At 42.7% G+C, this 14,686-nt stretch carries 8 protein-coding genes; 7 read left to right on the top strand and 1 reads right to left on the bottom strand.

What is annotated here, in order from left to right; genetic code table 11:
- The first annotated feature begins 14 nt into the window (after nt 1-14).
- The 3 genes from ACNKW2_RS00350 to ACNKW2_RS00340 all read left to right on the top strand — a co-directional run bounded on the left by ACNKW2_RS00350 (nt 15) and on the right by ACNKW2_RS00340 (nt 6,907).
- Nucleotides 15-3,275, top strand: a complete 3,261-nt coding sequence (locus tag ACNKW2_RS00350) for an efflux RND transporter permease subunit (protein ID WP_419146768.1) — start codon at nt 15-17, stop codon at nt 3,273-3,275.
- Nucleotides 3,262-6,324 carry an efflux RND transporter permease subunit gene (locus tag ACNKW2_RS00345; protein ID WP_419146767.1) on the top strand — a complete coding sequence of 1,021 codons (3,063 nt, stop codon included), beginning with the start codon at nt 3,262-3,264 and terminating at the stop codon, nt 6,322-6,324. The genes ACNKW2_RS00350 and ACNKW2_RS00345 overlap by 14 nt, the downstream gene beginning before the upstream one ends.
- 235 nt (nt 6,325-6,559) lie before the next feature.
- Nucleotides 6,560-6,907, top strand: a complete 348-nt coding sequence (locus ACNKW2_RS00340; protein WP_419146766.1) for a hypothetical protein — start codon at nt 6,560-6,562, stop codon at nt 6,905-6,907.
- 374 nt (nt 6,908-7,281) lie between these two features.
- Here the strand turns inward: ACNKW2_RS00340 and ACNKW2_RS00335 are convergent, their stop codons facing one another.
- Nucleotides 7,282-9,432 (bottom strand): prolyl oligopeptidase family serine peptidase, encoded by a 2,151-nt coding sequence (locus ACNKW2_RS00335; RefSeq protein WP_419146765.1) that lies wholly within the window; start codon nt 9,430-9,432, stop codon nt 7,282-7,284.
- 561 nt (nt 9,433-9,993) lie between these two features.
- Here ACNKW2_RS00335 and ACNKW2_RS00330 point away from each other — a divergent pair.
- The 4 genes from ACNKW2_RS00330 to ACNKW2_RS00315 all read left to right on the top strand — a co-directional run bounded on the left by ACNKW2_RS00330 (nt 9,994) and on the right by ACNKW2_RS00315 (nt 14,680).
- On the top strand, nt 9,994-11,256 hold the full coding sequence (locus tag ACNKW2_RS00330; RefSeq protein ID WP_419146764.1) for a hypothetical protein: 1,263 nt from the start codon (nt 9,994-9,996) through the stop codon (nt 11,254-11,256).
- Nucleotides 11,257-11,310: 54 nt separating this feature from the next.
- Complete coding sequence (locus ACNKW2_RS00325; RefSeq protein WP_419146763.1) at nt 11,311-12,195, top strand: hypothetical protein; 885 nt, start codon at nt 11,311-11,313, stop codon at nt 12,193-12,195.
- A 50-nt stretch (nt 12,196-12,245) separates the two neighbouring features.
- Nucleotides 12,246-13,286, top strand: a complete 1,041-nt coding sequence (locus ACNKW2_RS00320) for a c-type cytochrome (RefSeq protein WP_419146762.1) — start codon at nt 12,246-12,248, stop codon at nt 13,284-13,286.
- Nucleotides 13,287-13,501: 215 nt separating this feature from the next.
- Nucleotides 13,502-14,680 carry a hypothetical protein gene (locus ACNKW2_RS00315; protein WP_419146761.1) on the top strand — a complete coding sequence of 393 codons (1,179 nt, stop codon included), beginning with the start codon at nt 13,502-13,504 and terminating at the stop codon, nt 14,678-14,680.
- Nucleotides 14,681-14,686: the final 6 nt, after the last annotated feature.

Genomic DNA, 14,686 nt, shown 5'->3' with positions numbered 1-14,686 from the left:
AGTAAGGACAGAGTATGAATATTGCTAGGCTTGCGGTAAAGCGCCCGGTAACCATAACCATGTTGGTTTTGGCGGTGATGTTGTTCGGTATGGTGGGGTTTTCACGACTTGTGGTGTCGTTATTACCTGATTTGAGTTACCCAACTTTAACAGTAAGAACAGAAAACCCCGGTGCGGCTCCTGCTGAAATTGAACAACTGATTTCAAAACCAATTGAAGAAGCTGTGGGAGTCGTTAAAGGTATTAGAAAGCTACATTCTATTTCTAAACTGGGACAATCAGATTTAATCATTGAGTTTCAGTGGGGCACTGATATGGATCTGGCCATCATGGAGCTTCGCGAAAAACTCGACATGGTGATGCTACCTGTTGAACTGAGAAAACCCGTTATTTTAAGGTTTAACCCATCTTTAGACCCAATCTTAAGACTAAGTATCTCAGGTGATACACAATCTTACACACAACTAAGATCACTACGTACTTACTCAGAAGAAGAGATAAAACGTGCCCTTGAGCCTATTGATGGGGTTGCTGCAGTCCAACTCAGTGGTGGTTTAGAGCAAGAAGTACAAGTACTCATTGATCAGCAACAAGCCATGCTGCGTGATGTGACCGCTGAGATGATCACTAACCGTATTAAAAACGAAAACATCAATGTGTCGGCCGGTCGCGTTTATGACGGTCAGCAAGAGTTTTTAGTTCGTACCCTTAACCAGTTCACTTATATGGAAGAAATTGGCGATGTCATCATCAAACAAGATGCCGGACAAACGGTTTACTTACGTGATATTGCCACTGTAGTTGATGGTGTAAAAGAACGCCAAGATATCACCCGTGTTAATGGCAATGAAGCAATTGAGATGGCTTTGTACAAAGAGGGCGATGCCAATACAGTGGCTGTGGCCAAACGTGTACAGGCTAAAATAAAACAACTACAGGACGAATTACCAGAAAATGCTGAGCTGAAAATTCTGTCAAATCAGGCTGAGTTTATTGAAAAAGCCATCGATGAAGTAAAGCAAACAGCCATTATTGGTGGTCTACTAGCGATTGTGGTTTTGTATCTTTTCTTAGGTAAGTTTAAACCGACAATCATTATTGCATTGGCTATTCCAACCTCCATCATTGCAACCTTTAACTTGATGTTTGCCAATAACATCAGCCTAAACATTATGTCTTTAGGCGGTATAGCACTGGCGGTTGGTTTATTGGTCGATAACGCTATCGTAGTACTTGAAAACATCTATCGCAAAAAAGAACAAGGGCAAGATGTTGAACAAGCTGCAATCGAAGGCACCAATGAAGTATCGGGCGCTGTAACGGCTTCTACACTGACAACATTGGCAGTATTTGCGCCTTTGGCATTTGTCACAGGTTTTGCTGGAGAGATTTTCAGTGATCAAGCACTAACGGTCACCTTTGCTCTACTTGCCTCATTAATTGTGGCACTGAGCTTTATTCCTATGTTGGCGTCACGACAGTTTTCAATTGCCTCGAGTGATGCAAACCTTGAAGACATTGAAGCTGAAAAGCCAGTAAGAACAGGCATTAAAAAATGGCTTAGCCTGTTATTACTGCCGTTCAAGTTTGTGGCTGTTGTGATCCCGTGTTTTATCGGGCGTTGGATATTACGCCTCATTATGATGCTATCGAAAATCATAGGCTGGTGTACAAGCAAAATTACTTATCCGGCTTATGTTGCATTCAATGGTGTCTATAAAATTTTTGCCAAAGGGTATGACAAGCTACTTAAAGGCGCGATGAAACAGCGCGCATTGGTTATTTCAATTTCGTTAGTTTTTGCCTTGGGTGTCGCAAGTCTATTGCCTAAATTGGGCATGGAACTGATGCCTGAAGTGGCACAAACAGAGCTGACTCTAGAAGTTACACTGCGTCAAGGTACGCGGATTGAACAAACTGACCAACAGCTTAATTTGTTGGCGCGCTCAGTAGTTGATATGCCGGGTGTGGTGCACACTTACAGTATGTCGGGCACAGGTAGCCTGATGATGAGCAGTGCGACACGTGGTGGCTCTCACTGGGGGCAACTGGTTGTTAAAACTGATACACCAGCTCAACTAAGCGCAGTGCAAGACGCGTTACGTGCGCAACTGTCAGGCATGGCTCAAATCAATGCAGAGTTCACGCAAAGTCGCATGTTTGAGCAAGAACGTCCATTAGTTGTGGTCATGAGCGGTTATCAGCTTGATGAGTTAAAACTGTACGCCGATAGATTGGTGTCGCAACTACAACAGCAAAAGCGTTTTGCCGATGTCACAACATCGCTCAGAGCAGGACAACCTGAGCTGAAAATTGAGTTTGATCATCAACGTTTAAGTAGCCTAGGATTAACCGCTGCGGGCATAACTGATATTCTGGCAACCAAAATAGGCGGTAATGTCGCTAGCAAATATAATCTGGATGATCGTCAGGTTGATATTTTGGTTCAAGTCGATCGTGATTCGCGTAACTCAGTGGCGGCGATCCGCGACTTAATCATTCATGGTGAAAATGGTCAGAGTGTGCCGCTGTCAGCGGTTGCAAAAGTCACTGAATCTATTGGCCCGAACGAAATAAACCGGTTAGATCAGGCTCGTGTTGCCATCATTACAGCCTCTGTAAAAGAAGGTGATTTAGCAACAGCGGCGCAGGTTGTGCGCAGTGAAGTGGCATCTTTAGGATTACCTGATCGTATTTATAGTCAAGTGATTGGTCAGAATCAGCAAATGGAAGAAGCCTATTCGTCATTAATGATGGCGCTATTGCTCGCGGTATTCTTGGTTTACTTGGTGATGGCTTCACAGTTTGAGTCATTGTTAAATCCGTTCATCATTTTATTCAGCGTGCCACTGGCGGTACTCGGGTCAATCTTTGGTTTATTTATCACTGGTACCAGCTTAAGTGTGATCACCTTTATTGGCTTGATCATGCTAAGCGGTATTGTAGTAAACAACGCCATTGTATTAATCGACCGTATTAACCAGTTACGCGCGCAAGGTTGTGCGATGTTGGATGCTATTTTAGAGGCGGCCAACTCGCGTCTGCGTCCAATCATCATGACGACCATGACCACGATTTTAGGTTTGTTACCTATGGCGATGGCAACGGGAGAGGGCGCTGAATTACGTGCGCCATTGGCGATTACGGTAATGAGCGGTCTATTAATTGCGACTTTCTTAACATTAATCGTTATTCCTGTTTTATATAGTGTGTTTAACCGTGACCAAGTGCAGGTAAATGAGAACTTAGGTAAGGCGGACTATGAAGCAGGCTAAATCAATCAAAAACCTGACTGCGCTGGCCCTAAAGCGGCCAGTGACCTGCTTTATGCTGATGTTATCAATGATCGTAGCTGGTCTTATGAGCAGTAAGCTTATTCCCCTTGATAGTTGGCCTGCGGTCAATGCGCCTGCCGTGTTTGTAAGAGCATCATACCCAGGCTCAACCCCTGAAGAGATTGAACGCCTTATTACCAAGCCCCTTGAAGAAACTTTGGCAACCATGGGTGGGGTAAACTCAGTCACTTCGCGCACCTCTTCAGGGTGGGCTTCACTTACGCTACAGATGAAATTCTCAACTGACTTAAATGTGGCAATTTTAGAAGCACGCGAAAAGGTAGATCTGGTTCGACACCTTTTACCTGAAGACTTACAGCGCGTAGACGTCATGAAGTTTTCAACCCAAGATATGCCGGTTGTTGAATTAACATTACTCAGTGAAAAATCTTTAAATCGTGACTATGAGTTTTTAGAAAACAACCTAAAAATGCCATTGGAGCGTATTCAAGGCGTAGGGCGCGTAGAGCTTTATTTACGTCAGCCAAGAATTTGGGTGAAACTTGATCCTGACAAACTTGCTATGCATCGCGTTGACATACAGCAAGTGACGCGAGTGCTTCAAGAAGCCAACTTTTTAAAATCTGTGGGTGAAGTTCATACTGATGATTATCGCTATGCGGTGACACCGCAAGGTCAATATCGTGACATCGAAGATATTCGAGCGCAACGCATCAATGAGCGTGTGAAACTCTCTGACATTGCCAACGTGCATTATGCATTGAGTGAGCGCCAATGGCAGCGTCGTGTTGACGGTCAACCAGCTGTCGGCTTAGATATTTTCAGAGAATCGGATTCAAATGTAGTCGATGTGGCAAAGCGCATTCGCGAAACCCTTGATGAAGTGATGCAAAAGCCACAACTGCAGCATATTGATATTCAATATGACAGAGATGATGGTAACAGTGTTGAAGTATCAATTTCTTCATTGTTACAGGCTGGTGCAATCGGGGCGGTATTATCATTCTTTGTACTGTGGTTTTTCTTACGTAACCTTAAACTCACCGGGGTTGTGGTGCTTGCCGTGCCTGTTTCATTAAGTATTTCATTGGCGATTATTTACTTCATGGGTTTCAGCTTAAATATGCTGACATTGATTGGTTTGATCATCGCCATCGGTTTGCTTATTGATAACTCGGTGGTGGTTTGTGAAAGCATCTTGCAACAACGAGCACAAGGTGACTCGGGTAAAGCTGCAGTCATAGAAGGCGTTGATAAAGTCAGTACCGCCATTTTGAGCGCAACACTCACTACAGTGGTGATCTTTTTGCCTTTACTTATGGGTGACAGTAACTTTTTAACCGTGATGTTACAGCAGATAGCAGTGTCTATTTGTGTACCATTAATGGTGTCTTTATTGGTTGCAAAAACCCTGATCCCACTGTGTATGTATCGTGTTTTACCAAACAATGCCAGTGCAAACGAATCTGGCTCAGATAAAGCACAGCAAACGTACCGCAAAGCATTAAATTGGGGCCTTAGCCACCCTAAGCGTGTGGGGGCTTTTTTCTTGATCATGTTTACCAGTGTCATGCTGGCAAAGAGTATGGTTGATAAGAGCTCTAGTGACGCTCAATCACAAAAACGATTGCAGATTTTTTATGAGTTTAAGGGCGAACCTGAGCTTGATAAAAAGCTCGCGTTTTTGCAAAAAATAGAGACTTATTTACTCGATAACAAGCAATCTCTTGGGATTCAAAAACTTTACTCTGGCGTGTATCAAAGAGGCGCATGGTCAAGTATTCGTTTTGTTGAAGACTTGCCAAGACCCATTGAGGATATTAAAAAAGATATCCGTGACAACTTTCCTGAATCAGCGTATGCAAAAGCGTCTTTGCAACGAGAAGCTGGTTCTCGAACGGCGGTGAGTGTTTATCTGTTCGGTCGTTCGACTGCAAAATTAAATGAGTTGGCTGAGCAGCTTATACCTGTGCTTGAAGCCCATCCACATTTTACCGATGTAAAAAACAGTGCTGAGGGCGATGTCTATGAAATGCAGCTGGTGGTAGACAGACAGCGTGCTATGCAGCTGGGAGTTTCGACACAAGAAATTGCCACTAAAATTGGTAATGCTATGCGTGGTCTGAATTTGAAAACGCTGAGAACCCTTGATAAGGGAGAGGTCGAGATCATCGCGGGTTACTATGAACAGGGTGCTATTCCTATGGAAGAACTTAAAAGCTTACCTGTCATGGAATCAAACGGCGCTATTTTAACCTTGCAACAACTGGTAGAAATAGAAACACGCCCAGCACCGCGCACAATTTCACGCAGAGATCGTCAAACTCAGATTTCTATAGGGATGAATATTCAAGATGTCAGTCACAAAGAGGCGGCAAAGTCGCTCAACGAGATGATGAATGCGATCACATTACCGCGAGGTTATTCTTGGAGTTTAGGTCCTAAGTTTGCTGAGCAAGATGAGTCAATGAAAGATATGGCCTTTAATATGATGATCGCGCTGTTCTTGATCTTTATGATCATGGCGGCGTTGTTTGAGTCATTGCTATTACCAATAGCAATTCTAAGTTCGATAGGACTTGGCTTTGTTGGTGTGTATTGGACCTTTGCACTACTTGGTATGGGCTTAGGTGAAACAGGCATGTTAGGCATGTTGGTACTCATGGGTATTGTTGTAAACAATGGCATAGTCTTGATTGACCAAATTAACCGCTTTAAGGGCTCAGCAGAGCACTTACAACAAGCGATTGTTGATGCTTGTTCAACCCGTTTGCGACCCATTTTAATGACAGTGGCAACAACGGTGATTGGCATGTTACCTGTGTTGTTCGATAGCAGCTCAGCAGATTCAGGCGTATTAGATTATAAACTCATGGCGATTGCGATTATCGGTGGATTGATCTTCTCAACCTTAACCAGTTTAGCCTTTGTGCCTTACTGTTATTACCTACTTTATCGTTTAGGTCAGGGCAGTAGTAACCGACTTGCTGAAGCTCGGGCTTATACAAACCATAGGTACCCAAATTAAACTAGCTGTTGAGTTATAAATCTTACGAAACATGAAATGGGCTTAAAGCGCCATTTCAGACTACTGACAATGCCCTAGACTACGGTTTGAGGCTTTGATCTCTTAGAAGCATGGTTTTTCAGAGAGTAACCCATTCTTTAAGACCCACCTCCACAACAACTTGAACTCGAAATGGTGACATTGGATCACCTTGTTCGTAAAATTCATCAACATATCGACTTTGAATTCATTCGAGATGAAGTGGACAGTAGCGATTAACTTAACTGCGGTTGAGAGTGTACCAAGCACCCTAACAGCGGGTAAAACAGACCTACAGTATCAAGTAGACGACACAAATAACGAGGCTTATTTTGAGATAAGCGGTAACACCAATAATAGCAATGTGTCATGTGATTATACTGTGCCAGTAAGAGCAAAAGTTTCAGCAGATGCTTGCGGTGTTTTTCCCGAACAAGCACTGGCAAAAGGTAAGCTTTCAGAGCGAGATTATAATTACTTAACAGAAACTGTTCAGGTACCACTGTTTAGTGCCAGCGACGGCGAGCTAGTAGGGTATTACTCTTGTGCACTTTATAGTGAGTAAGTGGTTAAATTGATTTGCTATCAGTAAATTGAACTTAAACAAAAGTACCCTCAAATTCAACTCTGAAGTGCGATACTCTCTACAAAATTAAGTAGCCAGCGCCATTTCATTGAATACCACGGTGGCTTGAGCCATAATTAGTAATAAAATAAAAAGCTTTTATGCGTTGTAAATAAGAAGTGTTTATAGCCGATAGAGTCAAAGTTGATCCCTTAAATTGCGCAAGTATTAATGTTTTAAAATAAACTACTTAACACAGCTGGCGGGATCTTTTTCAAGGTGTTGGAGTATGAGTTCAACTGCCATAATCGGCACTTTTGTGAAAAGTTAATTAGCGCAATAGGGCTCTTAAAAGAGCCCTATTGCGCAAAAAGTTATAGTGACTTCACTCCCATGTTGTGCAGAGTAAAACTAAAAATATCGGCATATTGGTCAATGATTTTGCTAGTAGGCGTACCAGCACCATGACCTGCGTTAGTTTCGATGCGGATAAGAGTTGGATTATTGCCTGACTGTTTATCTTGTAGTTCAGCAGCAAACTTAAATGAATGTGCTGGTACAACTCGATCGTCGTGGTCGCCTGTTGTTATAAGCGTTGCAGGATAGTGTACTCCTGACTTAACGTTATGAACTGGAGAGTAAGCTTTCAGGTATTTAAACATTTCTTCGCTTTGGTCTGCCGTTCCATAGTCATAAGCCCAACCAGCACCAGCTGTAAAGGTGTGATATCTCAGCATATCGAGTACACCAACAGCTGGTAGCGCTACTTTAAATAGCTCAGGACGTTGAGTCATGACAGCACCCACCAATAAACCACCATTGGAGCCACCATTTACTGCTAGTTTTTCGCTTGAGGTGTAGTCTTTCTCTATTAAGAATTCAGCAGCCGAGATAAAGTCGTCAAAAACATTTTGTTTTTGCAATTGAGTCCCCGCTTTATGCCAAGTTTTGCCATATTCGCCGCCACCACGAATATTGGCCACTGCATAGACACCACCCATCTTAAGCCAAGCCGCTCGTGAAGAGCTGAATGAAGGCGTTAAGCTAACATTGAAGCCGCCATAACCATAGAGAATAGTTGGGTTAGTTCCATCAAGCTCGACCCCTTTTTTATGAGTAATGATCATTGGCACCTTGGTACCGTCCTTTGAAGTGTAAAACACTTGCTTAGACTCATAATTATCTGGTTCAAAGTCTACCTCGGGTTGTTGATAAATATCCGATTGCCCAGTTTTTATATCTAATTTGTATGATGTTGTAGGCGTTTTGTAATTACTAAATGAGTAGTAAAGCACCTCATCGTCACTCTCACCAGCAAAGCCATATGCAGAACCAACGCCTGGCAATTCAATATTGCGAACCAAGTTCCCTCGCTTGTCGAATTGCTTGACTTGAGACACTGCATCTACCATGTAACGGGCAAAAATATATCCACCACCGATACTAGCGGATAGCACGTTTTTCGTTTCAGGAATAAGGTCTTGCCAATTGCTTGGAGTGGGGGCCGCGGCATCAACAGTAACGATTCTTTTATTGGGAGCCTCTAGATTGGTAACTAAAAATAGTTTGCTACCTTTATTATCTAAAACGTAGGTATCGGAATCGGTATTGTCTAAAATAGTGACAAGAGAACTGTTTTGTTTAGTAAGGTCTTTCATAAACAGCTTGTTTCCTGAAGTGGAAACACTAGCTGAAATGAATAAGTATCGTTTGTCTTTTGTCACCTTAGTGCCAACGTAACGATGTTTCTCATCAGCAGTGGAGCCATAGACGATTTTGTCTGACGATTGTGGCGTATTAAGTTTATGATAATAGACTTTGTGCTGATCGGTTTTTGCAGATAATTCACTGCCTTCTGGTTTGTCGTAGCTAGAGTAATAAAATCCTTCATTACCATACCAAGAAATATTACTAAATTTTACATCTACAAGAGTTTCACCTACTTGTTCTTTGGTCTTTGTGTCTAAGACGATAACTTTACGCCAGTCACTCCCCCCTTCTGAGATCTGATAAGCTAACAAAGAACCATCCTCGGTAAAACTTAAACCAGCTAAAGAGGTCGTGCCATCATCACTAAAGGTATTGGGATCGAGAAATACTTCAGGCTCGCCGTCATTGAGCTTGCGATAAAGCACATATTGATTCTGTAGCCCATCATTTTTGAAAAAGTAAGTGTACTCACCTCTTTGAAATGGGGATCCTATTTTTTCATAGTCCATTAAATCGGTTAGTGTCTGTTTTATTTGATCGCGGTAGGGGATACCTTCAAGGTAAGTTGAAGTCACTTTATTTTGATTTTTCACCCATTGAGCTGTTTCTTCGCTCATATCGTCTTCTAGCCAACGATATGGATCAGCTACTTTATTCCCAAAGTATGTGTCAACAACATCTTCTTTTTTGGTTTCTGGGTAATTGATTGGTGCTGGGTGATTATGTGACATTGTCTCTGAGTGCGTTGATTCATTAAAAGTATTGCAACCGGTCAGCGCGAGTGCAACCGATAAGGTTAAAGCTTTTTTGAACATAAAATTTCCTTGAGTTTTATTTTTAATTAATATCAATTTGAACACACAAATAGTTTATGTTTGTAGCGGAGAAATGGTCTATGAGTTCCCTCGTCAAGCCAATGTAAAATCACCTTTATCAATGCAAATAAGATAAAAATTTCTTGCGTCGTGCTTTAGATAAGAACCCGTATCGTTACTAACGAGGCCTTTGGCCCTTCAAATTGATTGAAGCATTAAAGTGATTGGATTTACCTTATCACTAAGGTTAGGTGGCTCAAAATAATATGAGATTATTTAACTTAAATAAAATCATATAGATACTCTTGTTGTTTACAATGGTTCACTGCATTCTCTGGAAAAAGTAAAGGCTAAAGACGCGAGTCTTAAAAATAAAAATCATTTGATTTCAATTGGTTCGCATTTCGCGTGTGACTTTTAGGTTGTTTTAATGTAAATATTTTGTTTTTGTGCTTTACTTAAAGCTCGCCAAGTGATGTGGATGTACATTCCTAAACAGACTTAGGAAGTGGCGAGGAAGTTGATTTGCAACTTACATATTGAATACATAAGGAATAATGTATGAACACTTCAAAGTACAGCCAAAGTGTGCTTGCCATGGCTTTGGCCATGACCACTATGCATGCTCAGGCTGCTCCCATGTCTCATGATGAAAAAGACATTTCGAGTTTTTTTAGTGCTGACACACAAAGAAAGTTTAACCTATATGCTGATACTCAAGATAATCAACTAGTTTGGTATGTGCCCAAAGAAGGGCAAATAGCCATTAATGGTGCTAACACCAGTTCACCCAGACCACGGCTATCTGTGCTATCACGGGTGTCACCATACGGCATTTGGGCAGGCTTAGAGCAAGCGGTGATAGGTGGCGCGTTTGACACTACTGGTAACCGTGGTGCACTGCTGCGGTTAGAGTCGGAAGCTCAGCAGCGGGGCTGGCGTGTAGCACCAGCGCCCGCACAACATGCTAAAACCCGCTTTATGCTTAGCGATATTTATTTCGACAATAGCGGCAGAGCGCATGTTGAGTGTGAGATGGAAACGGGCACGATAAATGGCGTGGAGTTCCAAGTACCAAAGTGCTACGCCCTTGATGATGACGGTAACATGCAGCCAACAGATGTGGTTGCTAGTTTTCAATCCATGGCGCCTGAAGGCTTTTCGTCCACTTCGACCTACATACCATTTCAGTTAGTGACAACGCCAAGTGCGACGCCTGAAATTCGTCAAATCATGATGTCCGGTGCAAACTGGGATGCCAGTATTCAAGCAACCACAGATTGGCAGCTCACCACTCATGCCAGAACTCAAATTGCTCGCATTAACATTGATTGGGAACGCGTTTTTCAACAAGCAAGTACATACACCGCGGTGCATTTAAACTCGTGTGTAGAGGCTGAGATCGAAACTTTCTTTAGACGTTTGCTCGATAATCAAAATGGTCAAACGGGCATTACCATCGAATATAAACAGCCAGATGGTAGTTATTCTGAAAACCCCACTAATATTGCCCAGTTTGATCAAGCTGTGCAGTCGTTGTACGAGTCAATTCGCGATGAGTTATTTGTAGAGCTCAGAGACTTTGGTCAGTCACAGTTAGGAAATGTCGATAATGAGCCAAGCGGCGCGGTGTTTACGCTTAGAGCAAATTACGAAAAACTGGTTTTTCGTCGCAATGAGTCAAGGTATTTAACTTGGAATCCTGGCTCTAAGATCAGTAATGCATCGACCAACATGACCATTCAATGTAGTAAAGGCGGCTTTGGTCTCCCGGTTACATGGGATATGGACGACCCAGCGTGTAGAGACATTATTGGACAATAACACAAAGGACAACAAGCTGAGGTAACGCTCAGCTTTATCAAAAAGGAGGTTGTCATGAAACGCATTTTTATTGCAGTGATCGCAGGGTTATTATCATCACAAAATAGTCATGCATTAACATTAGATGATGTGGATTTTAGTGCAAAAATGGAACAAGATGGTTTTGTTTATGCGCCTTTAAAAGGCACTGAAATCAATGCTGGCATTTTTTGGTATACGACATTAAAGCAAGATGTTACTCCACCGACGAGCATTAACCCCTACTTTAATAAAATATCGATACGGGCATATCCGCTAGCACAAGATAATGGCAAGTATACTCATTTTGTAGAGCAAAATAATATTATCGATGAGCGGCAAAACCTTATTCCTACCAATGCACAATTATGCATCGAGACCACGGGGTTAGTCGCTAAGTTAGAAGCGCTAAACCTAAACTATCAATTAGAGAGAAAACCATCCGGTTATCCAAGCCTGTGTTGGCTGAGTATAACCTATTTGAAACCGTCAAACAGTGCCGTTGAAACTCAACTTATGGACTATTTGAATGCAAATAATGTTTTAAACCATTGGTACTCAATTGAAAGCACTCGTTCTGAGCCCGTATATTTAGATGCTCCTCGTATTATCACCGATTTGCTTAATGACAATGCTTTGGTTGCATCTCCTCCAGATCCACTAGACAACAGTGTGGAGTACAGCGGTGATTTATTAGACGTTGCATTTTACTCTAGGAATTCTCCAGCCGAAGCGTTTCGCAGCAACGTAACCCCCGGAGAAAGCTTGTCAGTAAATGATTGGAAACGTTTTATGAAGCTTTTCTCTATCAGGTTTACAGGCGGGGTGGAGGTGAATAGTAATGATGTTGATCAACTCATTGAAATCTTACCGAGCTCTGGTGAAGTTGTGGTTAACGTTGATACCCGAGCTAATCAGTAGCGATGTTGAGCAATTTATATGTTGCACTAATGCTTAGTAGTGCTAGTGCAATGCTAACAAGCGCTGTTGAAGAATGCTTTGGTTGTCACACTGAGGCTCGGGTTGAACCACCGGCTCGTTTTCACAGTGGCTTTGGTCGTTGGAAAGACAACCAATGCTATGGCTGTCACGCTGAAATACATGAAGTAGGGGATAACCTTGTCAATAAGCAGCCCGATCCTAGGTACCTTGCTTTACCAGTTTCAGATGAACGTTTACGCAACTTAGCTAAGCACCCAATGCCATATCTTAAGGCGCCGTTACATCTGGGCTCTGGCAGTGGTGCAAAATATCATGCGCAGGGCTTGGTTAATTACCTGCGGCGGCCAAGCGCTAGTTGCAGTGAAGGAGAGTGTCGAGCCATCAGCATGATGGCTTACCCTGCCATATCGCTTGCTGATATTAAAGTACTTAACCTCGAGTTCAGTTCAGAGCCTGTTAGCCAAGATCTGCGGGTGATCAAAAAAGGCAAGCTACTCTATGAACAGACATGTGCGGCTTGCCATGGCTTCAAAGACGGTGTTGCTCAAGCAAGCATGTCGTTGTATGCAAAAGAGTACTTGTTGCAGTATCAACATTCGGGTAAGTCTCATGTGTCTTACCGTTTATCTCAAGACCAAGCCGCAGCGTTACAGGCATACTTCACCCATTCACGTAATAAGCTCGAAGAGGAAGTCGACTCCAAGCTAACCGCCATTGAACAGCAGTGGTTAAAAATACCCAGCTCCCCATTAAACCGCAGTGAAAGGCAGTATGTTTGGAGGGGAATTTGGAGAGATGGCGGTTGCGTGCATTGTCATGGTATCGAAGGCCGGGCAAAACAAAGGTTTGATACATCTAGCATTGGCTTAGCTGAGTACCTGAAAAATGGCAATGGCAAAAGCCTATATTACCGTTTGAAGATAAGACAAGCCGAGCAAGATGTTGGTATTGGTGCAAGTGTGCCTGGGATGCCAATGACTGGGGCAGCGTTGCACCCCAAAATTATAGAATTAGTTGGCCGCTGGATTAAGAGCGGCTGTAACAATCAACAAGGAAAGAGATTATGTTAATTAGGACTTTAGCAATAGCAATAATGAGTATGGTTTTTTCTGTGACCAGCTTAGCCATACCCATTAGCCCCAGTGTCAAAGACGTTTCTGGCTATTTTTCAATTGCTAGTCAAAACGCATTTCATTTATTTGCTGACTCGGTTAACCCTAACTTGGTTTGGTACATTCCCAAGGTAGCGACAATTGAATTACATAATAGTCGGCCTTCGCTAACCGTGTCATCAGAACAAATTGTATCAGGTCCATTCAGTGGTTTTGATTCTGTGGCTTTTTCTGGACGGTTTAGCTCTTTAAACAGGAATAGCCGCTTTTCTGGTTTGCAAAGTGAAGCTGTGTTGCGGGGTTTTTCTCTTCGGCCTGCAGAAGCCATTGGTGCTAATACACGCGTCATGCTAGCTGGGTTTTTATTGGATAATGAAGGCAAGTTAAAGGTTAACTGCAGCGAAGAAGTTTGGACCACCCCAGGAGGCACGATTGTCGTGCCTGTTTGTAAGGCAAAAACCCAAAGTGGAGAGTGGTTACCTGTGGACTTTCTTAGTGATTTCGAAAGCACGTTGGCGCAACCCGGTAGTATTATTCAAACTTTGCCATTTTCAGGTAAAACCCTGCCAGGTTGGGAAATTATTATTAACAGTATACTGGCGGCAGGCACCAATTGGGATGGGCTTATCCAGTTGGCTATCGAGTGGCAACTACCCACCCATTTAAATGGATTAGATGCCCGATACCAAGTTGACTGGCTGCAACTTGCTAACTTTTTGAGGCCTAAAGTAAGAGTATCAGGCTGGAGGTTATCTTTGCCTGAGGTCAACGCCTTAATTGAGGAAGTTATATCTGAGCGAGCAGGAATAAAAGTAACTTACTTAAAGGACGGCTCTGAAAGTGAAAACGCATTTTCACTAAGTCAAAAAGCAAGAGTTGAAGCGAGTATTGCAGACCGCCTGAAAAAGTATTTATTTACATTAGTGAGCCACCCTGCGGATCTCTCGGTTGCAGATAAAATTCACTTCTTAGATGCGCCAAGAGATGTGTATTTGCCTCCTCGAGAGGAGTTTGAACAGAAGTGGGGCGGCGAAACTATCGATAGGTTTCCTGTTATTCAGCAGCAGTATGAACATAGCTTGCAAAGCAACCAGTTTTGCCAGGAACCTATGTTACAAAGCACCTGCCCAATTCCCCTACCACCGCCAGTTAGACATTTACCAGGCGATCGCCAGGCGCAATACATATTGAAAGCCAATTACTTTTGGTTGGTAGACAACACTACATCTGATTTCAAAATCTACCACACCGACATTGAACAGGCTTCAGCAACCACTTTACTTAATATCGATTGTATTAAAGGAGCAATTGATCAACCGTTAATCTTCGTAAATGAGCCCGCATGCATGTGACTGTAG

The organism is Pseudoalteromonas 'SMAR' (genome assembly GCF_048515945.1).
Lineage (GTDB): Bacteria > Pseudomonadota > Gammaproteobacteria > Enterobacterales > Alteromonadaceae > Pseudoalteromonas.
Note: the sequence above shows the minus strand (reverse complement) of the source record. Positions and strands in the feature narration are given on the sequence as shown.

Excerpts from the sequence above, each read along its gene's own strand:
- ACNKW2_RS00350 (WP_419146768.1), top strand. The coding sequence starts at position 15 with ATGAATATTGCTAGGCTTGCGGTAAAGCGCCCGGTAACCATAACCATG.
- ACNKW2_RS00345 (WP_419146767.1), top strand. The coding sequence starts at position 3,262 with ATGAAGCAGGCTAAATCAATCAAAAACCTGACTGCGCTGGCCCTAAAG.
- ACNKW2_RS00340 (WP_419146766.1), top strand. The coding sequence starts at position 6,560 with ATGAAGTGGACAGTAGCGATTAACTTAACTGCGGTTGAGAGTGTACCA.
- ACNKW2_RS00335 (WP_419146765.1), bottom strand. The coding sequence starts at position 9,432 with ATGTTCAAAAAAGCTTTAACCTTATCGGTTGCACTCGCGCTGACCGGT.
- ACNKW2_RS00330 (WP_419146764.1), top strand. The coding sequence starts at position 9,994 with ATGAACACTTCAAAGTACAGCCAAAGTGTGCTTGCCATGGCTTTGGCC.
- ACNKW2_RS00325 (WP_419146763.1), top strand. The coding sequence starts at position 11,311 with ATGAAACGCATTTTTATTGCAGTGATCGCAGGGTTATTATCATCACAA.
- ACNKW2_RS00320 (WP_419146762.1), top strand. The coding sequence starts at position 12,246 with ATGCTAACAAGCGCTGTTGAAGAATGCTTTGGTTGTCACACTGAGGCT.